15 protein-coding genes and 2 pseudogenes are annotated in these 22,420 nt (G+C 35.0%); 9 read left to right on the forward strand and 8 right to left on the reverse strand.

Translation table 11 applies throughout. The annotated features are described in order from the left end of the window. Nucleotides 1-294 precede the first annotated feature (294 nt). Nucleotides 295-825 (forward strand): DUF1564 domain-containing protein, encoded by a 531-nt coding sequence (locus BW942_RS14920; RefSeq protein ID WP_000353651.1) that lies wholly within the window; start codon nucleotides 295-297, stop codon nucleotides 823-825. Between the two features lie 34 nt (nucleotides 826-859). On the opposite strand, the gene BW942_RS14925 is transcribed toward BW942_RS14920, so the two are convergent. The 4 genes from BW942_RS14925 to asnS all read right to left on the reverse strand — a co-directional run bounded on the left by BW942_RS14925 (nucleotide 860) and on the right by asnS (nucleotide 6,950). Beyond that, nucleotides 860-1,633 carry a DUF1176 domain-containing protein gene (locus tag BW942_RS14925; RefSeq protein WP_000286838.1) on the reverse strand — a complete coding sequence of 258 codons (774 nt, stop codon included), beginning with the start codon at nucleotides 1,631-1,633 and terminating at the stop codon, nucleotides 860-862. Between the two features lie 538 nt (nucleotides 1,634-2,171). After that, nucleotides 2,172-3,176, reverse strand: a complete 1,005-nt coding sequence (locus tag BW942_RS21545) for a hypothetical protein (RefSeq protein ID WP_000550173.1) — start codon at nucleotides 3,174-3,176, stop codon at nucleotides 2,172-2,174. Nucleotides 3,177-4,451: 1,275 nt separating this feature from the next. After that, nucleotides 4,452-5,243, reverse strand: coding sequence for a tetratricopeptide repeat protein (locus BW942_RS14945; RefSeq protein WP_000531352.1), 792 nt, complete (start codon nucleotides 5,241-5,243; stop codon nucleotides 4,452-4,454). Between the two features lie 399 nt (nucleotides 5,244-5,642). Next, on the reverse strand, nucleotides 5,643-6,950 hold the full coding sequence (asnS, locus tag BW942_RS14955; RefSeq protein WP_000005292.1) for an asparagine--tRNA ligase: 1,308 nt from the start codon (nucleotides 6,948-6,950) through the stop codon (nucleotides 5,643-5,645). An 81-nt stretch (nucleotides 6,951-7,031) separates the two neighbouring features. Between asnS and folD the strand changes: the two genes are divergently transcribed. From folD to BW942_RS14980, 5 genes are all read left to right on the forward strand, one after another. Continuing rightward, a complete protein-coding gene (folD, locus tag BW942_RS14960) occupies nucleotides 7,032-7,886 on the forward strand; it encodes a bifunctional methylenetetrahydrofolate dehydrogenase/methenyltetrahydrofolate cyclohydrolase FolD (protein WP_002970862.1) in 855 nt (284 codons plus the stop codon). 15 nt (nucleotides 7,887-7,901) lie between these two features. Next, nucleotides 7,902-8,867: an acetylxylan esterase gene (locus tag BW942_RS14965; RefSeq protein WP_001007972.1), complete on the forward strand. Its 966-nt coding sequence runs from the start codon at nucleotides 7,902-7,904 to the stop codon at nucleotides 8,865-8,867. After that, the gene (cysS, locus tag BW942_RS14970) at nucleotides 8,864-10,279 is read left to right on the forward strand and encodes a cysteine--tRNA ligase (protein ID WP_000570129.1); all 1,416 of its coding nucleotides are present in this window, start codon (nucleotides 8,864-8,866) and stop codon (nucleotides 10,277-10,279) included. The genes BW942_RS14965 and cysS overlap by 4 nt, the downstream gene beginning before the upstream one ends. Next, nucleotides 10,264-11,031, forward strand: coding sequence for a 23S rRNA (guanosine(2251)-2'-O)-methyltransferase RlmB (gene rlmB, locus BW942_RS14975; protein WP_060589244.1), 768 nt, complete (start codon nucleotides 10,264-10,266; stop codon nucleotides 11,029-11,031). The genes cysS and rlmB overlap by 16 nt, the downstream gene beginning before the upstream one ends. Nucleotides 11,032-11,822: 791 nt before the next feature. Further along, nucleotides 11,823-12,953 (forward strand): esterase/lipase family protein, encoded by a 1,131-nt coding sequence (locus BW942_RS14980; RefSeq protein WP_000842773.1) that lies wholly within the window; start codon nucleotides 11,823-11,825, stop codon nucleotides 12,951-12,953. Nucleotides 12,954-13,220: 267 nt separating this feature from the next. On the opposite strand, the gene BW942_RS14985 is transcribed toward BW942_RS14980, so the two are convergent. The 3 genes from BW942_RS14985 to BW942_RS14995 form a co-directional block, all read right to left on the reverse strand. Beyond that, the gene (locus BW942_RS14985; protein WP_000581337.1) at nucleotides 13,221-15,440 is read right to left on the reverse strand and encodes a PAS domain-containing protein; all 2,220 of its coding nucleotides are present in this window, start codon (nucleotides 15,438-15,440) and stop codon (nucleotides 13,221-13,223) included. A gap of 403 nt (nucleotides 15,441-15,843) precedes the next feature. Continuing rightward, a complete protein-coding gene (locus BW942_RS14990; protein WP_000088214.1) occupies nucleotides 15,844-17,289 on the reverse strand; it encodes a catalase in 1,446 nt (481 codons plus the stop codon). Beyond that, the gene (locus BW942_RS14995; RefSeq protein WP_000372824.1) at nucleotides 17,289-17,834 is read right to left on the reverse strand and encodes an ankyrin repeat domain-containing protein; all 546 of its coding nucleotides are present in this window, start codon (nucleotides 17,832-17,834) and stop codon (nucleotides 17,289-17,291) included. The genes BW942_RS14990 and BW942_RS14995 overlap by 1 nt, the downstream gene beginning before the upstream one ends. A gap of 482 nt (nucleotides 17,835-18,316) precedes the next feature. Here BW942_RS14995 and perRA point away from each other — a divergent pair, with 482 nt between their 5' ends. Then, nucleotides 18,317-18,754: a peroxide-responsive transcriptional repressor PerRA gene (gene perRA / locus BW942_RS15000; RefSeq protein WP_000655406.1), complete on the forward strand. Its 438-nt coding sequence runs from the start codon at nucleotides 18,317-18,319 to the stop codon at nucleotides 18,752-18,754. 1,050 nt (nucleotides 18,755-19,804) lie between these two features. Continuing rightward, complete coding sequence (locus tag BW942_RS15005) at nucleotides 19,805-20,668, forward strand: flagellar hook-basal body protein (protein WP_000943783.1); 864 nt, start codon at nucleotides 19,805-19,807, stop codon at nucleotides 20,666-20,668. On the opposite strand, the pseudogene BW942_RS15010 reads toward BW942_RS15005, so the two are convergent. Next, nucleotides 20,669-22,005: pseudogene (locus tag BW942_RS15010) on the reverse strand (transposase); the annotation flags it as partial. It abuts the gene before it with no gap. 135 nt (nucleotides 22,006-22,140) lie between these two features. On the opposite strand from BW942_RS15010, the pseudogene BW942_RS15015 reads away from it, so the two are divergent. Next, nucleotides 22,141-22,420, forward strand: a pseudogene (locus tag BW942_RS15015) (transposase); the annotation flags it as partial.

Genomic DNA, 22,420 nt, shown 5'->3' on the forward strand with positions numbered 1-22,420 from the left:
CTATGGTCGTTCGAAGTAACTCAGCGTCTCACTTCTATGGTCGTTCGACAGATCGCGTTCTATAATAACGCGAAAGGGATCGATGCGAGGTTAATAAATTGAAACTAAATGCGATTGTTGTATTATATTTCCTATATGCAATTTATTGACTAGAGCTGAGAGCCCGGTCCGGCTGCTTGTAGCAAGCCGGATTCGCCCAATTTCTTTCCCTGAATTCATGTTAGATTATTTTGTTTTTTAAAATTTTTTCTACAAATCGTTCTGCTTGGAAAGTTCGAAAAACCGTTTTCTAATATGGACATTCTTTTGTTGGATGACGGTCAAAAAATCGAGTCTGCTCTGGTAGAAAGTTCGGTTGGAACGGATTCTCTTTTGGTTCCAGATGTTTATTGGAATCGTTTGAATGCTCAAGAAAAAAAAGCTCTTCGGAGTAAACTTCCCTTTTTATTGAGAAAATATTCCAAGCAGATCGTTTCTATGAAACGTCTGCATGATCGGGCGGGTAAAATCAAATACAATCGGGGCGTTGGTAAGATGAAGAAGTTTAGTGTTCGGGTTCATACCGGGGTTTGGGCGACCTTGGGTGTCTTGGCTGCGGCTCATGGTGTTTCGAGGTGTTATCTTTTTAATTATATGCTCTGGCTGGAGGATCTTGGTGGAAAAGAAGATTTTTTTGTGAAAACTTTGAACCCAGGAGTTCCTAGCTTTCACTGGACTTACAAAATGACTTGGAAGATTGACAGGAGACAAAATCTAATTTCGAGAGAATTACAATTTGAACCAAACCCAATGACAAATAAATACCCATACTATCTAAAAGAATAAAAAACGCCTAGATTCAATATCAAAAAACTCTAATTCACCATAAAAGCCTCTTCCAAAATGATGGTTCTACAGAAATTTCAGTCCATTGAAGCGGAATATCATCCGCCGAATAAGAATACAATCCATCACACTCCAATTTAACGCGAACCTCCTTAAGAATCGGCTTTTCAGTTTCGGAAAGACCGTAACGAAAATACGTTCCACAATCACCCATTCCTCTCATTTTTATAAAAGATATAAACTCCTTAGACTCTGGTTTAAAAAATCTTATAATACTTTGACTTTCAAAACTTTCCTTATGAACAAATCCGTTTTTCTCTTCAAAGTCAAAGGTTTGAAACGTTAAAATTTTAGTTTTTGCAGGAATGGAATTTTCATCGTATATAAAATAAACGTTATAACGATTGTAAGGTGCAGATAAACATAATAACTCTCCTAAAAATTTACCTTCGGAAAGTGGAAAAAATTGAATCGGTGAATAACCTAAAAAATCTGCATATAGATGATAACTCATAAAGCCATCCTCGCCTAATGCAAGTTCGTTGTATTGACAGTCATTCGGAAGCTGCGCCCTTAATTGATCCAGAGCATCCGCACAAATTAATTCTGGATACTTATTTCTTTCTTCTGGAATATGAGCAATAAAATCACAGTCCTTTGGCCAATGAATAGAAGTTCTTTTAAATCCGGACTTTTGAGTCATCCATTCTTTTTTACTGATAAAAATTTTGACTCCTACGAAAATTAAAATCGCACAACAAAGAAGAATCAAAATAAATCGTTTAGATTTTAAAATATGAGAATACACTTTAAATTTCTCCTAGAAATCTAAATAAGATACAGAAAATATTGAAACTAAAATTTCAAACATTCATTTTCCGATCGTGGATAAAATCACAAAAAAAGATTTTAACCGCAATTCTTTTAAAAAGATTTTAAACAAAAATATTTTGTAAGATTTTCCACAATCTATAAAATCCATTTCGAGAAACAAAAATGATCCAAAAATTGTTTTTTGTAAAAATCTCCGAATCAAACAATCCAAAAAATATATTATAAAAATTTAAACTGATCAAACTCATTTATTGGAGAACCCGACATTTAATAATCATATAAGTTATTCCATTACGGTCAAAGCTATATCAACATTTTTCATTCAAAAGCTTCGTAATAAAAACCTATGGGATTAATATTACAGGATCGAAAAAATCAATCAAATAAGCCCATTACCAATTTAACTTTAAAAGAAACCGATGAATTTAATTTTACAAATTGAGATCCAAAAGCCGTCTCAAAATTTTTCTATTTTTCAACTTTTAAATAACTAAATCGCTCGTGAAATACCTTTACCAACATTCTATCAAATTATACTGATTTAAATAATCCCTAAATACTTTATTCTTTTTATCAGAACCAAAACCTACACGCGCCTCTTTTAAACTTTTATTCTTAAACAGAGGAAGTAAATCTTTTGGATCTTGAGAATTAGAATCTACAAAAATAAATTTTTCCAACGCAGGAGCATCTGAAAGAAACTTAAAATCCTTGAGACCTTTCATATTTTCCAATCTTATAGTCTTTAAATTTTCAGATTTTTCCAAGGAGGGAATTTTAGACACATTCGGTAAAGATTGTAAAAAGAATTCTCTCAATCCTTGTAAAGAGGAAATTACTCCAATATCTTCGAGTTTTCTGATTTGCCATAATTCTAGATATTGAATCCGTTTCATTCCGGAAATTGCACTTAAATCCGAAATTCCACCTAACTTAATATTCAGATTTTTTAATTCTTCTAAAAAAGAAATATCCAAACTCGTTATCGACCGAAGAGTCAAATTTTGTATTTCTAATAATTTTGAAATTACTTCTATATTTTTATTATGCCCATCTATCTGCAAATCTCTTAAATTTCTAAAGGTTTCCAAAAATCTTAAATTTGGTTTTTTAGAATTAGTTGGTCCTAAGAAAAGTGTTACAATTTGATTTGATAGATATGATAAAAAATCAAAACTATCCATACCAAATATGTCCACTTCCAAAAATTTCAATTTCGACAAATTAGAAATAGTCTCTTGATTTTTCACTTCCACACATCGAATATGCAAATTTTTCAAATCACTCAACTTTGATAAAAAAGAGAGATCACATCGACGAGTTCCTGCAAGAATCCAAAAATGAATCTCAGGTCTTCGAACCAACACTTGATCGTTGAGAAGTTCAAAAATAGAAGAATTAATTTTATCGCTTCTTATTTCTATATGAGTAATTTTTAAATTATTGGCTAATGAAAGTAACTCTTCTTTTGTAGTTGTATTTTCAATACAATAACTTTCATCATTTATTAAGTGCATAAAAGAAGGTTTTTAATTTTCGTATTCAATTGTAAAATGATAAAAGTTATACGTTTCAGTCTAAATCCAAAACAACTTTCTTTTAAAGCTTTAGAATAGATTCACGATTATTGTTCGAATATATGAAAATCAATACCAAAAATTGACGATCCATTCTGTAAAAATGAAGGAGTTCCTAAAATTGTGTTTTAGCCGGAATTGTTAGAGTTTCAAAGTAGCCCCATTCTAAATTTTGCGACAGTTTCATCTTAGAACTTGTCCAAAACCTTAAAGAATTTATATGATAGTTCTTGAGAAATTTTTAATAAAACACAATAGTTCCTACAAAAACCGTCACATTTGGTAATTTGCGAACTTTCAAGTAATTCTAATATTGTTAAATTTTTGTGTGAGTCCCACATCTTGAGGTTTTGGGACAAGTTCTTAATACTATTTTCATGTGTCCGAGTAATAATTTGAATTTTATAAAATAATATGATAAAAAATTTTTAAATAGAGTTGTTGAAAATTCCATAATGGAAATGAGTAAAATTGTTTCAATTGTCCATTTTACTACTCGGACGCATGAATAGAATACAGTTAGATTGTTTCAAAAATTTGAATATTTTGATCCTGCTTTAAAATGCAAGTAAATCCCGAATTTGCGATATTTTTTAAGTACCACTATTTTTTTCATAAATTCAGCCGTTAATAACTTGGTACTATTTTCATGCGTCCTGGTAGCAATACAACTAAAACGGATAGAGAATTAATCTTTCAATAATTCTTATGCAAAAACTTTACTATACTACTGATCTCTATAAAATTAAATATCCATAAATATTTGTGACGAAATATCGATTAATACATTTCTAATAGAATCCACTGCGAAAACAATTGATGCGTAGAAAAACCCAGCAGAACGCTCTTTCAAACTCAGCGTCTCGCTTCTATAATAAATTATAACTTAAAACGAATATTACTTTTCTTTCATGCAAGTTATTGATTGGAACAAAAAGTGTAGTCCGGCGACACCAATTACCCGAACTTTCTTACTCTAAATTTACATTACTGAAGTGTAAAATACTGGGTATTTTATTATATAGTTCCGAGCGAGAAATTAGTCTATTTTAAAAATCTCAATTGACAAAGTCGCTACCGCTTTAATTCAAAAAATAAAAGTAAATCAATATTTTAGAGAATTCATACATACTAAATTTTTGATTCTACAAAATAACATTTTACAATTCTATCTAACTTGAACCAATTTTAAACTTCTTTTAAAAAAGAAAGCTTTTACGGATGAACCGCAACCAACTCACTAAAAACTTCTTCAGCCTTTTTAAAATTTTCTGAAAAAAGATAAGCAAAACCTAAATCGATCAATTCCTGTATCGAAAGTGATTTTCGTTTTGCTTCCATTTTAGGAATACTCGCAATTTTTTCTGAAAATTCTTTTTTCTTTTCGTCAAATGTTGGAAGTTCTTCATAACCTGGAATTTTTTCGAGAACTGACTTTGCTTCGTCGAATTTTCCCATATAAACAAAAGCAAGCCCTAATGCACCCATAACGTCTCTTTCTTCCGAAAGTCGCTTTACATTTTCAGCAAAAACCTGAATGGCCTCTTTATAATTTCTAAGATGATAGTTGGAAAAAAATTCAGACTTACAAAAAGAATCGTCTGAAAAACGAATCTTATAAACGGAAATCAGATCCAAAACAGTTTTGAAATCCACCGCGTCTTCGCTTACTAAAATCCCTGTTTTTAAAATCGAATAAGAAACAGGAACCGAAGAAGACCTAAAATATGCTAAAAACTTTTTGGCTGCTTCCCTGGACTTTCCAGATTCTTTCAAAAGATATGCTTCTAAAAGAGGTGTCAAAACCGAAGAACCCTTTAGAAAATAATTGATTTCGTAATTGGAGCCAGATTCAAACCCAGCAATCCCACTCAAATGATTTAAAAAAACATGATTCGGATTTTTTTTTGCAATCTCGATTACTTCTTCATAAGAACCAGTTTCAAATAATTCCCAAGCGGTTTCTTCAATAGAAGACGGATTGGACACTGCTAAATTCTGACCCATAGGATAACCTCTATGTTTCTTATCGGATGGGTTAGGCAGAAAATCCTGAAAAAAAGTGAATCGGGATCACGAATGCGAAAGCGATTGCAGCGGAGTCAATAAATTGTAACCGACGGCGAAAGATCGTTTCACATTTTTTTCCTCTAATTTATTGACTGGAGCGAAAAGCGCGTTCGCGAGCCTTGGAAACGATGCAATTTGCGAGCGATTCGCCAAAATAACTCCTAGGGTATAAGGGATACTCATCTCAGCTGAGAAAACAACGGCTACGTGAAGGCCGCCCCGGCATTCTTGACTCCGTCGATTCAAGAGTATCACACTTCGACTTGTCTTACGTCCAAGAATCATACTAATCTATGGATCGCGTTGAACTCAGCAAAACGCTCTATGGATCGCGTTTTAAGGATAAAGTCGTTCCATCATCCTCGGAAAAGGAATACATTCCCTTACATGTGCCAACCCACAGATCCATGCGATCAATCTTTCCGAGCCCAAACCAAAACCGGAATGGGGAACAGATCCGTATTTTCTCAAATCCAAATACCAGTCATAAGATTCCACGGGAAGTTTTTCCTCTTTGAGACGTTGAACTATATTTTCGTAGTTCTCCTCTCTTTCTGAACCACCTATAATTTCCCCCACCCCGTCCGGTGCGATTAAATCCGCGTTTAACACAGTCCTAGGATCTTCTGGGTTGACCTTCATATAAAATGCCTTTGCTTCCCTTGGATACTTTTGGATAAAAACCGGACCTCCAAATTCCACAGTCAATATTTGCTCTCTTTCGGAATTAATATCGTCCCCCCAAACTATATCTTCTCCTTTGGATTGTAGAATCTCAAGTGCCTTTGTATAATCGATCACCGGAAAATCTTTTTCTAAATACGCAAGTAATGGAGCCGGGTCTCTTTCCAATACTTTCAAATCTTGGAATGAATTTTGAACCGTTTCTTTAATGACCGTTTTTACAAAGTCTTCTTGTAACTTTAGATTTTCTGCATGTGTTGCGAATGCTACTTCGGCTTCTACCATCCAAAATTCAGTGAGATGTCTTCTAGTTTTACTCTTTTCCGCACGAAATGTAGGGCCGTAACAAAATACTTTGTTATGCGCAAAAATTGCAGTTTCCAAATAGAGTTGTCCCGTTTGTGCTAGATACGCGTTTCCTAAATCAAAATATTCCGTAGAAAATAAAGTACCCGCACTTTCTCCCACAGACCCAGTAAGGATCGGAGTATCTATCAGTAAAAAATCTCTTTCATGAAAGTATTTCCGAATCGCAAAAGAAAGATTGTCCCTCACTCTTAAAATCGCCAATTGTTTAGAAGAGCGTAACCAAAGATGTCTTTGAGAAATTAAAAAATCAATCCCGTGTTCTTTCGGAGTAATCGGATAATTTTCAGATTCCCCTACGATTTGAATCGATTCCATTACGAGTTCGAATCCGATCGGAGACTTTTCATTTTTCACCAAATTTCCAATTACGGTTACAGAAGTTTCCTGACGAAGATGTTTTACGGTTTGAAAAACTTCTTCTCCTAAAATTTCCTTTTCCGCAAGCACCTGTAAAATTTTTCCGCTGTTTCTAAGAGAAAGAAATTGTCTAGCGTTGCTTCCTCTAATTCCGTGCACCCAACCTTGGATGACCACCTTTTGATCCACATACTTTCCTAAATCATGATTACTTACAATTGGAGTTTCAGACATGAACCCATTTTACGGTTTTGATTCCACCGGAAAGGATATTTTTTACCTGACAGAGAAGACAGTCTCTAAATCCTGAGAAGTATGAATCCAGTTCTTTTAGATGGAAAAAAACTCTCCGAAAAAATTAAGGAAGAAATTCGTTCTGCAATTGAAGAACGAAAAACTAAAAATTTTAGAATTCCAAAACTGGCCACAATTTTAGTGGGAAACAATCCAGCTTCCGAAATCTACGTTTCTATGAAAGTCAAAGCCTGTCATTCTGTAGGAATGGGTTCGGAGATGATCCGTCTTAGAGAACAAACCACCACCAAAGAGTTGTTAGACGTTATAGATAAACTCAACTCAGATCCCAACGTGGACGGAATTCTTCTTCAACATCCAACTCCTTCCGGAATCGACGAAAGGGCTGCCTTTGATCGGATCGCTCTTCATAAGGACGTGGATGGAGTCACTACTCTTTCTTTCGGAAAACTTTCTATGGGAGTGGAAACCTATCTACCTTGTACTCCGTACGGTATGGTTCTTTTATTGAAAGAATATGGAATTGATGTAGCAGGAAAAAATGCAGTAGTAGTAGGTCGTTCTCCTATTTTAGGAAAACCAATGGCGATGCTTCTTACTGAAATGAATGCAACTGTCACACTCTGTCATTCTAAAACCCAGAATCTCCCTGACATCGTTCGTAACGCAGATATTATCATAGGCGCAGTAGGCAAACCTGAATTTATCAAGGCGGATTGGATTTCTAACGGCGCCATTCTTTTAGACGCAGGTTACAATCCAGGCAATATAGGAGACATTGAAATTTCTAAAGCAAAGGATCGTTCTTCTTTTTATACTCCTGTTCCGGGTGGAGTTGGTCCGATGACAATTGCAGTACTTTTATTACAGACTCTTTATTCAGCAAAAGAACACTTTACACCACCGGTAAAGTGAAAACGATGTTTCCAGATGGCGATCAGTTTTGACGAATGTTTTCAAACCTATCCGGAGCTTCATAGTCCGAGTGATCTAGAAGAATTTTGGTCCGAGGCAATCCGGGATTTAAAAAACTTTCCGATTAAAAAACAATCTAAGGCACTTCTCAAAGGTTCGATTATTAAGGAAACTATCTATGATATTTCCTTTCAATCTTGGGAAAATGCAATCCTTACAGGAACCTTGGTCATCCCTCGAAAAAGAGGGGATCTTCCAGTAGTAGTTTATTTTCACGACTATGGAAAAGATAGACCCGGTATCATCAAAGGACTTACAGAAACTGGAGTCGCTCAGCTCATTTTAGATCTAAGAGGTCACGGTTCTCAATTGATTCGTCCCTTACTCAAAGAAGGAGAACTCCCCGATCCAGATTGGACCCCCGGTTATTTTACAAAGGGTTTAGACGGAAAAGACTCTTTTTATATGAAGGGATTATATTTAGACGTAATCCGAGCCGTAGAATTTTTAAGACTTACAGACGGTATCGACGGAGATAAAATTATTTTAGCCGGAAAATCGATGGGAGCTTCTCTAGCCGCCTTTGGAGCCGCCTTTACAAACCGTATCAAAGGACTCATATTAGAAACTCCTAATTTTTGTCATATAGACGATAATCAACTCAAACTAGACAAGAGTTGGATGAAAGAAATAGATACCCAGCTCAACAGCTTTAAAACCAAAAAAACCGCAATGAAAAAAAGTTTAGCATATTATGATAGTATAAACTTTTCTAAAAAAATCAAAGTTCCTACTCTGGTTTCAGTTGGAATGGAAGACAGAATTTCGCATCCTAAATCTATTTTTGCTTTTTTCAATCACTTAAACTGCGACAAAAGAATGCAAGTTTATCCTACAGAAGGAAACGAAGCAGGTTTCAAAGACGAAAAACAAAATGGTGCCAACCTGGAATTTGTGAGGGAAATTTTCTTTCCCGAATGATAGAAATCCAATTTTACAATTCACTTTCGGGTAGAAAGGAAAAATTCTCCCCTTCCGATCCAAATCGTGTAACCGTATATTCCTGCGGACCAACTGTTTATAATTTTGCTCATATAGGAAATCTACGAGCGTTTCTTTTCGTAGATGTTTTACGTAGATCCCTCAAGTTATTAGGATATGGAGTGGATATGACTATGAACATCACCGATATAGACGACAAGATCATCCGTGATTCAATTGCATCTAAAAAAAGCATCATAGAATTTACAGCACCTTGGACAAAAGCATTCTTCGAAGATTTAAAAACAGTTTCTGCTGAAATTTTAGAACACTATCCCAAGGCAACAGATTCTATTCCTGAAATGGTAGACATCATTCAAAAACTACAAAAAAAAGGGCTCGTCTACGAAAAAGACGAAAGCCTTTATTTTTCGATCCAGAAATTTCAAAACTACGGAAAACTCAGTAAGATAGATACTTCCGGAATGAAAACAGGTACTCGTTATGATACCGACGAATACGAAAAAGAAGACGTAAGAGACTTCGTTCTTTGGAAAAGTCCTAAATTAGAAGGGGAAACTTCTTGGTATACGTTAGTCGGAACTGGTCGCCCAGGATGGCATTTAGAATGTTCTGCAATGATTCGAAAAGTATATGGAAGTGGAGTAGACATTCATACCGGCGGGGTAGATCTTTTATTCCCGCATCATGAAAATGAAATCGCACAATCCGAAGGAGCCTTTCCAGAAGAATCTTTTGTAAAAACATGGCTGCATTCTGAGCACCTTCTCGTGGACGGTCAAAAAATGTCCAAGAGCAAAGGAAACTTTTACACGTTACGCGATCTTATTCAACAAGGTTTAGATCCTAAAGCGATCCGTTTTCTTTTGATCTCTACTCATTATCGTTCTAAGCTAAATTTTTCAACCGATAGAATCGCTGAAGCTTCCGCAAATATTCGTAAAATCCAAAATTGTTTAGATCGAATTTTAGAATTAGAACCGGATATAAAAGCGGATTTTTACTTTCTATTTTCGATCCCATTTGTACAAACTTGGAAAAAAGAATTTGAAGAATCTTTGGCAGACGACTTAAATATTTCCAAAGCCTTGGCGGTTGTTTTCGAATCGGTAAAACAAATCAATTCCTTGTTGGATACAAACCAGTCCGATTCCAAACAAAGAATAGAATATATTCAAATTCTTGCATATTTTGATCGTATTTTAGGAGTTCTCAATTTTGAATCTAAAAAGGATTTGCTCGATTCGGAAATCGATTCTCTGATCGAAGAAAGACAAATTGCCAGAAAAAATAAGGATTTTGCAAGATCCGACGCAATCCGGGATCAACTTTTAGCACAAGGAATTTTGATAGAGGATACAAAAGAAGGAATCCGCTGGAGGAAAAAATAGCTAAGCCCGAATACATTTTTGGAAAGAGGACTCTGATTGAACTTACGGAGGCCAATCTAGGAAAGGAACATTCATATCCTTTTATCCAATTGTATATAAAGGAAAATCCTGGAACAGAAATTGTAGAAAAAATATTAAACAAAATACCTTCCTTTGTTCAAGTTCATAAAGTAAGCGTTTCTAAATTAGATTCTCTCGTTCCCGGAAGAAACCACCAAGGGATTGTAGCACTAAAAGCCCCTTCTAAACAAACTACATTCGACAAAAAAAATCTAGAGGAATTCCTTTCCGAAAAACCAGGAGCTTTTTTAATTTTAGATCGAATCCAAGATCCCGGAAATTTAGGAAATATACTTAGAACCGCTGAATGTTTCGGAGTTACAAACATCATTCTTCCCGAAAGAGAATCTGCAGGAATCACTCCTGTTGTCGAAAAAGTCGCGTCAGGCGCACTTTCGTTTTTAAAAATTTTTACAGTTAAAAATCTTGCCAACACTTTAGAACTTTTAAAAGAAAACGGATATTGGATTGTTTCTACAAGCGATCGTGGAACAGAAGACTGGTCTAAACTACCCGATCTAAATGAACTCGTAATTTTAATGGGAAACGAAGGAGAGGGTATCAAAAGAATTCTTATGGAAAAATCAGACTTTGTACTTAGAATTCCAATGTACGGAAATCTTTCTTCTTTGAATGTGACCGTTGCCACTGGGATCGTTTTAGATAGAATCGTAAATCGTAAGTTCGGATAAGAAAAGAAAGAATTTTCTTAACGTTTGAGTTTCTACACTTTCATAATTTATCTATAAAATTGCGATTTGTGGTAATCAACTTATATTCTTTTTATAGAAAAATCCAGTTTTATAAAAGTTTATACAAATTCACCATTCAGTAATTCTAATAAAAATCATTTTTTACTCAAGAGCTACATCACGAATCCTTATCGCAAAAGTCTATTTACTACTCAGACGTATGAAAAAAATACTAAGTTACCGCTTATTTCAAAATTTAGAATGTGATAAGATCCTTCAAAAAAGCCAGCAATCCTGAGTTTGACACAACTCCACTAGGACTTTTATATTTTTAAAAAATACCGTTCATTTTTACTCAAAACTATAGAATAAAGTATCAAATATTTTACACTGAAACGAGGCTTTGCGACAAAATTTACAGTAATTAAACTCATAGAGATCAGTAACATCATTTCATACGTCTGAGTAGTAAATGCAAAATATTAGATATTCTGTTATATCACTATCAGTAGTATTGATCTATCATAAAATTTTTAGACGAATTCCAGTAATTTAAGTATGTTCGAAAAATAAACGTCTAACCGTCCTATGGATTTATTTTAACGTGCAGATAAGAACGATAGATCCGTTTACAAATTTTCGAATCATGAAAATTTTATAATTCTCTGATAAAGGATTTTTCAAAATTTATTTATTTCAATTCTTCTTAGAATTAGCAGTTAATTTTAAGATTCTTATAAATTTCTAAATTATCTCTTGATTTTTTAATTTTTTACATATTCGTAAAGGGCATGAAATCATCTAGAATTTTCTTTTATTTCCTTATGTTCTTTTTTTGTCTGGGTTTATTTTCCTATTGTAATAATTCATCTTGGGATAAACTAAAACCTTCTAAAAATAAAAACACCGCAGAAGAGTTATTAAAAACTTTGACCGTCTTATTTTGGGGAGAATTCAATCACGAACTTTATAAGTTCATTCCAATTCCCTTTGTAACTTTAAAAAGTCAATTGAGTGCGGATCAATTTGCTGTAGCCACTTCAGAATCAAAAGAAAATAAACCAAAAATTGTTTTAATTCATGGTTGGGACTTTCAAGAAAAAAACTCTGATTCCCCCACGGATAAACTCGCAAAGGTAACTAATATTAGAGAAACCTGGGATGACGTATTAGAAATGTATTCTCAAAATATTTCGGGGGTTCAGAACTCATATGAGCTTTATACGTTTACGTATCGAACTTCCGATTATATAGAAAACAACGGAAAAAGACTTATCGATAAACTCAATTCGGTTTTTACTCCCGAAGACAAGGTAATTCTACTCGCTCATTCTATGGGAGGTCTTGTAAGTAGATCCGCTCTTTATCACTCAAACAATACAAAAGACGTGATTGATTTTATAGTCAGTTTAGGAACTCCTTATCTGGGTTCTCCTTTTGCTTCTACTAGTTACCAAGGAAATTTTGGAACGTTAGGCGAACTTATGGCCTTCTTAACCGGTACGGAAGGAGGAAAGGACTTAGCCTACACAAATGCGTTAGGCACGTTTTATCAGGTTCCGATCAATGAACTTATCAGCGGAGCGTTCAATCCATATTTAGAAAGACTTCTTGAAGAATCTTCTAAAGATTCAAGGATAACTGCGTTTTACGGAGAAATGAATGTTTGCAACAATCATCCAGGTTCAGAATCCGTTTATATTATCGGATGTAATTTTTTATCCAACGGAAGTCCTAGTTTTACAAACAAAAGCGACGGAATTGTGACTTCTACAAGCGGTAAGATGTCTTCTAAACTCCCAGGAGCCAAACAATTTTCTAAAAACTTAGATCATTCCCAACTTTCTTTTCGTAATCATGTAAATACAACTTCAAGAAACACCTATTTTGATGAGGTTTTATCCCTAATAAACTCTTTGTAAAACTATAGACTATTTTTTTAAAAAGAAAAATTTAAACGATAACAGAAAATACCAAAGAATAAAAAATGATTTTTAGTAAATTCAATTATCATAATACAAGTGGCAAATTCTTTTATAAATTAATTTTTTATACAAAGAGTCTATCCCAAAATTTCTAGTATTAGCAATTTATACTATTACTATACTTTAAATCCATAAATAATTCAAAGAAGTCCTAATTTTGTTAAGAGTTCCCACGTTCAAAGTTTACTTTATTCCATTTACAATTCAAAGAAAAATGATTCTAAAAGTAGTTCCATTATTCAACCGACTTTCCACTTCAATTTTCCCACCCATGGCTTCTACTTGATTTTTAGTGATAAATAATCCGATTCCCTTAGCGTCCTTATTATTGTGAAAAGTTTTATACATCCCGAAAAGTTTATCTCCGTATTTTTTCATATCGATCCCAAGACCATTGTCTTTAATACTAAGAATCAACCGATTCTCTTGACGTTCCGCGTTTAAAGTGATCTCTGGAACTCTATCCGGATGTCTATATTTTACAGCATTTGTAAGAAAATTTAGAAGAATACTTTCCATATAAGATGCGTTACAACGAACTCGAATTGAATCCGAAACTAAATTATGAATTTGAACCTGATATTTCTGAATTTCTCCTCCGATCGTCTGAGTCGCCTTTTCGATATAATCTCTAAGACTAATTTCAGCATTTTGAAGATTTTTATTCGTTTGAATTGAAACTACTTCGTTCAAATTCCAAACCGTATCCATCAGACTGTCCGAAGCCTTTGCGATATATTGTATCATCTTCTCTTTTTCAGATTCGTTTTTAGATTCTTGTAAAATTTTAAGAAGCATTGATATATTTCCAGAATGGGAACGGAGATTATGCGAAACTATATGAGCAAAATTTAATAATCTTTCATTCTGATTATTTAATAGATCTAAAGTTCTCTGAAGAGCCAGTTCTTTTAATTTTTGTTCCTGGATATTCTGAAATGTACCTGAAACACGAATACACTTTCCATCTTTATACTCCGGCTTTCCAATTGATCGAGTCCATACTACATTTCCCTTTGCAGTCAAAATTTCCACTTCGACGTCAAACGGTTTGCCCGTTTGAATCGATTCCGTCAAAATATCCGCAGACTTTTTTCTATCTTCTTCATTCCTAAAAAAATTTCCTACTTCCTTACCATCCGGTTTATAATCTTCTGGCAATTCGAAAATCGCTTTTGTCACCTTACTCCAAACTCTTGTGTTCGTTTCTAAATCCAATTCCCAAGATCCTATCTGCGCGGCTTCGTTGGTCCTGGTTAGAATTTCCTCCAACTTACTTCTTTCGAACTCCTTTCGTTTCAGAGTAGTAATATCTGCGGTATACATCAAAATACCGCCTACTACATTGGGAGAAGCATACCAAGGTCTTACTTCCCAGATAATCCACTGAACCGTTCCATCTAAACGGGTAAAAGCTTCCTCTTCTTTTCGAATTACCCTTCCACGTAAACATTCTTGGTGAATCGATTTCCATTCGTCTCCAATTTCAGGAAAAATTTCATAATGAGAACGACCGATAATTTCTATTCCGCCCAAATAATAATCAACAAGCCACTGTTGGGAAGCGGCCATATATTTCATGTTCGTATCAAACATAGCAATCGCAGAAGGAGCGTTTTCAATAAATACTTTAGTCAGTTCATAACTTTCTTTTAATGCAATTTCTGCGTTTTTATGTTTGGTAATATCCCAATTCGTTCCTAACATCCGAAAAGGTTTTCCAGAAGCCATTCTTTGAACGATTGCAATCGCCTTAATAAAATGTATGGAACCATCCGGCCAGACTACCCTAAACTGAGTGTCGAATTCTTTTTCTCCAGAAAGAGCTTCTGCATATTCCGATCTGCATCTTTCCAAATCATCCGGATGTAAACTAGACTCCCAGTCTAATACGGTTCCTGAAAATTTCTCTCGAGTAATTCCATAAAGTTCGAACATAGTATCATCCCAAGATATTTTCCCGGAAGTAAAATCCAGATCCCAAATTCCTACCCTCGCCGTTTGAGTGGCAAGAGCAAGACGGTCAACGGTGTGTTGTAATTCGGATTCTATTTTTTTGGATTTTGTAACGTCAAAGTAAGTTCCAATCATTAGAATCGGTTTTCCTAATGAATCTTTTTCTACTACCTTACAAGTACATTTAAACCAAATGATGTTTCCGTTTTTATGTAAAAAACGAATATCCGCTTCGTATGATTGACTCAGGTCCGTCTTTAAATAATCTTCAAATTCGTTACGAATTGGATTTAGATCTTCCGGAAAAATATGAGACTGCCAAGCTGATATAGAGTCCTCCAATTCTTCTTTTTGATAGCCCAACATAGATTTCCAACCAGGGCTCAAATAACTTTTATTTTCAGAAAAATTTTTTTCCCAATATCCTGCGTGTGCCTGTTCTAAAATAGCTTTAAGAATGTGAATCATCGTTTATCAATATTTCGAATTCTTAAAAGAGTCTGACACGCGAAAGCATGGCATTTGAATTATCGCCTTGACCTTTCCGATCAAGTAGAATGAAAATTAGGATAATATATTGATCGATTTCTATTAACAGTCAAGCTGAAAAGATTTCTGCGTTAAGATTCAAAAAAAAGAATGTATTAAAAAAGAGAATTGAATTTAAAGAGCTAAACAAATTTGTTTTCAGAAAGATATATAACTTTTCATTAGACGAACGTAAAAAACACAAAGGGTCTTGGAAAAGTTTCTAATTCACATCTGTTTTTAAAATAAAAAACTAACTATTCCAAAAACCCTCTTTTAAATAGGTAAAACTTATTCAATTTGTATTTAAAAAAATGATTCGTGAATTTTATCTTTCACTTTTTTAAACTCGACTCAGAGCAAGACCTACTTTTGCAGCCAATTGCTCTCCATACTCCGGATCACAAAGATGGAAATGTTTTAGATTGGCTTCTAGTAAAGGTTTAGGAAGATTATGCATCGTAGAAGCGATCGCAGAAGTCAATCTTTCCCTTTCCTCAACACTCATCAATCTATATAAATCTCCCGCTTGAGAATAATCGTCATTTCCTATATGAGAATTATAACGATCCATATCTCCAGAAATACTCAAAGGAGGTTCTGCATAAGAAGAATCCTGCACAGGTCCTTCAAAACCGTTTGGCTCATAATTATCATAATTTCCGTCACACTGAAATCGAGTACGACCATCTCTATGATAAACGTTTACAGAATTTTTAGGTCTATTTACAGGAAGTTGCTGGTATTGAATCCCCAAACGATACCTATGAGCATCCGGATATGCGAATAATCTTCCTTGTAACATTTTATCTGGAGAAGCACCAATTCCAGGAGGCATATTAGAAGGGGAAAATGCGGCCTGCTCTACTTCTTCAAAGTAATTTTTAGGATTAGAATTCAATTCCAAAACCCCTACTTCTATCAAAGGATAATCTTTATGAGACCAAACCTTGGTAAGATCAAATGGATTGAATTTATATTTTGTAGCTTCTTTTTCAGGCATGATCTGAACACAAAACTTCCATTTTGGAAATTCCTTTCTTTCAATCGCCTCAAATAAATCCCTAGTCGCGTAATCTGGATCAGTTCCGGCTAACGCAGATGCTTTTTCCATACTTAGATTCCTAATTCCTTGCATAGATTTAAAGTGAAACTTAGTCCAAAAACGTTCTCCTTTAGAATTCCAAAGTCCAAAAGTATGACTTCCATAACCGTTCATAAAACGATAGCCGTCCGGGATTCCTCTATCTCCAAAAAGAATGGTGATTTGATGAAATGCCTCGGGAGACCCAGCCCAATAGTCCCACATACGAATTGGGTTTTTATAACCGGTGACAGGATCTCTTTTTTGTGAATGTATAAAATCAGGAAACTTCAAAGGATCTCTAGCAAAAAATACAGGAGTATTGTTTCCTACAAGATCCCAAATTCCTTCGTCCGTATAAAATTTAACCGCAAAACCTCTCGGATCTCTTTCCGTATCCGCAGAACCCTTTTCCCCTGCCACTGTAGAAAAACGTAGAAAAAGAGAAGTTTGTTTTCCCTTTTTGGAAAAGATAGAAGCTCTAGAATATTTTGTAAGATCTTGAGTAATGGTCAGAGTTCCATAAGCCCCAGCACCTTTTGCATGAACTACTCTCTCTGGAATTCTTTCTCGATTGAAGTGAGCCAGTTTTTCGATCAGATGTGTATCCTGAATTAAAACCGGCCCTCGAGGTCCGGCGGTTAAAGAATGTTGATTTTGTGAAACCGGATGACCTCCAGCTGTAGTAAGGGTTTTTCTACTCATTATTTTTCTCCTTTTGTAAATTGAACGATATATAAGATCCAAGATTTGAAAAAAGTTAAGAACCTTTTCAATCGAGAAGATTTAGATCCGCTCAAAAGATTACTTACTTCCGTTCTACCAAACATATTAGAAAATTGAAATGCATCCTGACCCTTTGAGTTTTTATAATTCTTATCAGCTCCAGCATTTAAAAGAATTTCCACAATCCTTACGTGACCTTTAAAAGCTGCTCCCATCAATATAGAATTTCCTTCTTGATCCGTAGAATTTACATCCGCACCCTGAGAAATCAAAAATTGACTTGCTTCCTCCCACCCGTTATAAGCAGCTAACATCAATAAGGTGTGACCTTTTCGATTTTTTTCGTCCAAGTGTTTCAAAGAAACAATTTGTTGTTTGAGAGCATTTATATCCCCACGTCTTGCAGAATCAAAACATGGATTTTCCAACTGCATACTTTTTTGATACTCAATCCAGGTTTTGGAAAATTTCGGAATCGTTTTATCAGAAATATTCTTTCCTTGAATTTCAGTTGATTGATCCATAAATCATCGTTTGTGTAATACACCCCAATCCAGTTATAGTTCATTTAAAAAGAATCCGATTCTACAAACTCCCTTGTAAGAAAGTTAAAAACGTTTTGAAGCGGCTTTACTCAAATATCAAATTTTCATGAGTCGAAACTGTCTCTGAAATGGATTATTTTGTAAAATGATTCCACTCCTTAGAATGGACCGAACAAAATGATCTCATTTTGTTTTTAGAATCGCTTTCATATTCTGTTTTAACAAAAAGAGCTTAAATTTCTCAAATTCTTTAAAATTAAAAATTTATTTCATAAACACCATTTATTTGAAATATTAATCTATAATTTTAAATATTAATTTATAATTCAACTCATTTCATTCAATATTAAATCTATTCTTAATTTAGACTAAGTTTACATTTAAAACAGATTAGTCCAAGTCTTTTTTTAGAATAGGTCTAAATTATAGACAAAAATTTAACCCTGTAAAAAAATGATCGTATGAAGGATTCTTACGAAAGAAGCAAAAAAATTTTAGAGGATGCAGGAATCAACGTCACCGTACAAAGATTACAAATGGCAAACCTATTACTTTCTAAACCTCAACATCTCACCGCCGATCAGGTTTTTCAGTTGATTAATGAACATATGCCAAACGCTTCTCGTGCCACTATATTCAATAATTTGAAACTATTTGCAGAAAAAGGTATTGTAAATCTTTTAGAACTAAAATCTGGAATTACTTTATATGACTCAAACGTAATCCATCATCATCACGCGATCGACGAAAAAACGGGAGAAATCTACGATATAAGTCTGGATTCTAAACTTCAAGAAAAAGTTCTTTCGGAATTAAAACAAGATTTTAAACTGAAGACTGGAAGTTCTTTAGAAAACTGTAATTTATCCATTACACTCAAAGGTAAAAAAAATCCATAAGAGCGAATTTTTCCTACTGATCCTACATAGAGTCCTTGAATTTAGAATTGGGTCTTTGTTTTAAAAGCCAGAATTTAGATTATTCTATTTTAATGTGACTTCACCTACAAAAAATGAGAAAAATTTTCTAAAAGTATACGTTTCTACAATTTTAGAATTCGTTTGTAAAATCGTGGTTTGCAGTAGTTCCCACATCATTTTACAAAAAAACCTAAGTTTTGTGGTAGTTCCACACTTGAATAACGACAGATTGAATTGTTATAAACTTCTATTTTATAAATTGTGGTAGTTCCCAGATTTAAAGAATCGATCTGTAAAGTTCAAATTCCAACTTTTTTCAGAATCATAAATTCCTTACGGCGAACTCACGTTAGAATCAATTATTTTTGAATCTTATTTTTTATCAAATGTAAGAGTTCCCACAAAAATCGTATTTTTGCCGATTAATTTTTAACGTAAGTCGTGAAAACAATTATTATATTACTCTAAAACACAATCTACAAAGCGGGCCTTAAATCTTAGCGAATGCCTCTTTGGATTTAGCAAACACTTTTATGGATTGGTGTTTAGATTGGCATTCAAGAGCAATGCATTGAGTTTCATTGAGCCCAGGAAGTAACATTGAATTTAAATTCCCAAAAAATTGGAGCACTTCTTACTGTCCTCGTTTGCATTGAGTTTTTTATTCTTTAAGATTTTCTTAATTCAAATTTGTATTTTTAACTGAAACTTCTGTGTAAATTTCCACAAACCACACCGTTTTTAGAACCAGTGCCAAAATCTCAAAATGTGGGAACTCATACGAAAATTTAACATATTAAGAACTGTTTGAAAGTTCGCAAATTACCAAAATATACGGTTTTGTAGGAATTACTGCGTTCTATTAAAAATTTCTAAATAATTATCGTTCAAATTCTTTGGAATTTTTAACAGAATCTAAGTAATTCTGCTGAGATCAGTAATTTCTTCCTAATTTCTCTCATTTATGTCTTCAAAATTGTTATGTGATTTTAAAAAATTTCCGATCTTTAAAATGTTCAGGAGAAGTATATGCTTAGAGGAATCTATACAGGCGCAAACGGGATGATTATCCAGCAAACTAGAATGGACGTGATTTCGAACAATCTCGCTAACGTCGATAAGACCGCCTTTAAAAGAGACACCACAATTTTTAAAACATTCCCCGAACTCCTGCTCCACCGTTTCGACGAGGATGGTGTTGGTAAGGTTCCTATGGGTTCCTTTGATACTGCGCCTGTAATCGGTAAATTAGGGTTAGGCGGAGAAGTAAACGAAGTTTATACTCGTTTCGAACAAGGCGCCGTCAAAAAAACAGAAAATCCTTTTGATTTGATGCTTCAAGACAAACCCGGTAGCGAACATCCAGCATTTTTTTCCGTTATGACAAACAGAGGCGAAAGACTTTCCAGAAGCGGTGCATTCGTGATGGACACCAACGGCTTTCTTGTCACTCCACAGGGTTTTCCTTTGTTAGGTGAGAACGGCCCAATCCGAGTTGCAAGAGGAAATTTTTTGATTAAGGAAAACGGCGAAGTCTGGATCAACGGAGAAATCGGCAACGATCCTGTGAACGGAACTTCCATCGATAAGAATCGTTTCGAAACTCCTGTATTATTGGATAAAATCAAAATTCGTACGGTTGAAAATCCACGTCATCTTGATAAAGAAGGTGATTCTTTTTATGCCGATACCCCAGAGTCCGGGGAACCGGTTCCTTTTGATCTTAAGGACGAACCTTCCGTTTTACAGGGTTATCTCGAAGCGTCTAACGTGAGCGTTGTTACCGAAATGGTCGAAATGATCGAAGTCAATCGTTCTTATGAAGCAAATCAAAAGACGGTTCAAACTCAAGATAGTTTACTTGGAAAATTGATAAACGAAGTACTGAGATAATCATCCCTTCCTTCCGATCCCAACTGCTGGACCTAACGGCCCTCGGGGATCGGAACCAAAGGATAATCTACCACATCTCTTCGTCTCACCAACAACAGCACCATCCGCACATCATCACTAGCGCCAACACTTCCATTCTCACAAATCACATCCAACCCAAACACATGAGCATTTTTTAAAAAACTAAATTCGTTGAGATAACGAGTAGAGTTCTCAGGACGAATGTAACAGTAAGAAGAGAATGCTGTTTTCAAAAGTCTGTGATTGCCTTCGGCTACTTGGTTGTGGACTCCATTTTTACTCCATCTGTTTCTTGCCCATTTGTAACGAGCATCTTTAGAGTGAGCTGAGTGATTTACACTTCTGTGGCTTTTGTAGATGTTCCAAAGCCAAGGATACCCTTCATCCGTCATCAAGGGAGTTTGTAAAGGTAGGTGATTCTGGATGATGGGACCTAACGTGTTCATCTTTTGATTCGGAACAGAGTGAAAGAACACAGGACCTTGCTTCACAGCAATTGTATGAGCCAAGGTTCCAACTTGCCTTCCTCCAAGCTTGTCTGAGAGATAGATTGAAGCGGTTGAACCAGCATGTCTGTATCTTTTACGTCCCTGATTGGCTCTCTGACTTGCTGAATACAAAACTACTGTATCAGCGCATACATATGGACGATTTTCCATGATTTCTGTAATATCAGTATCTTCATCAGGTGGAAGGGAAAAGTCTTTGAACTCTCTGTCGAGTGCATCATATGTTAGCTTCTGATATTTAGGAAGTTGCTGTGAGGCAAAGACTTGAAATCGTTTCTTTAAGCTTGCCGCGCCCTTGTAAGAAATTCTCAGTCTCTTGCTGATCTCAGTTGAGGTAACTACCTTTGGGTGCTGAATCATACTTTCTAGGAAGACATATCCAAACATCCAGAGGGGTAATTTGAAGTGATGCAATGGAGTATAACTAATTCGGGAAGTCAGATATCTGCATCCCTCACAACGGATCAATTCAGGTTGAGTTGAGATTTCCTTAGTCAGCAGTTTGCCTGGACAGTTGGGACAATATTTCGGGTAGAAATCATTCAGGATCTTCTTAGTCAGTCCAGTAAAGAAGTCGATGTTGATTGCTGGGTTCTTGCGTTTCTCTTTCAGTTGTTCTTCTGTCAGTGGTTTAGGACGTGAGGGTGATTGGGAAGATGACTTCGTGGATGCGAAAGGAGTGAAAGTATTTGTAATACTTAAGTTCAGATCTTGAGGGACCTTTACTTCAGTCTGTTTGCTTAGTAGTTCGTGTGCTATAGGAAACAACTTATTTCCATTTCGGTTGGGATAAGTCTGATGAGATAGATAATCATCCCTTCTTTCCGATCCCAACTGCTGGACCTGACGGCCTTCCGGGATCGGAACCAAAGGATAATCTACCTGACCTAGTAACATAAAAGTAGACACCTTTTTTTCCAAGAATAGAGGTAAAAGGTGAGAATGAAAGGAAGAAGAAAATATTCGCCGGAGTTTCGGGAACAAGCGGTAAACCGGACGTTAAACGGATCGTTTACAATAAAAGAAGTAGCAGAGTCCTTAGGAGTTAGCTACTTTGTATTGAGACAATGGAAGGCCGAGCATTTGAAAAAGAAGGAAACAGAGCAACCACTTCCGGATAAACAGCTAAAGGAAAGCGAAGAATTGAAAAGACTTCGTAAAGAGAATCTGAGATTAAAGGATGAGAACGCGATCTTAAAAAAGTTTGCGGCCATGCTTTCCC

It is taken from the genome of Leptospira interrogans, from assembly GCF_900156205.1.
In the GTDB taxonomy this organism is placed as follows: domain Bacteria; phylum Spirochaetota; class Leptospiria; order Leptospirales; family Leptospiraceae; genus Leptospira; species Leptospira interrogans.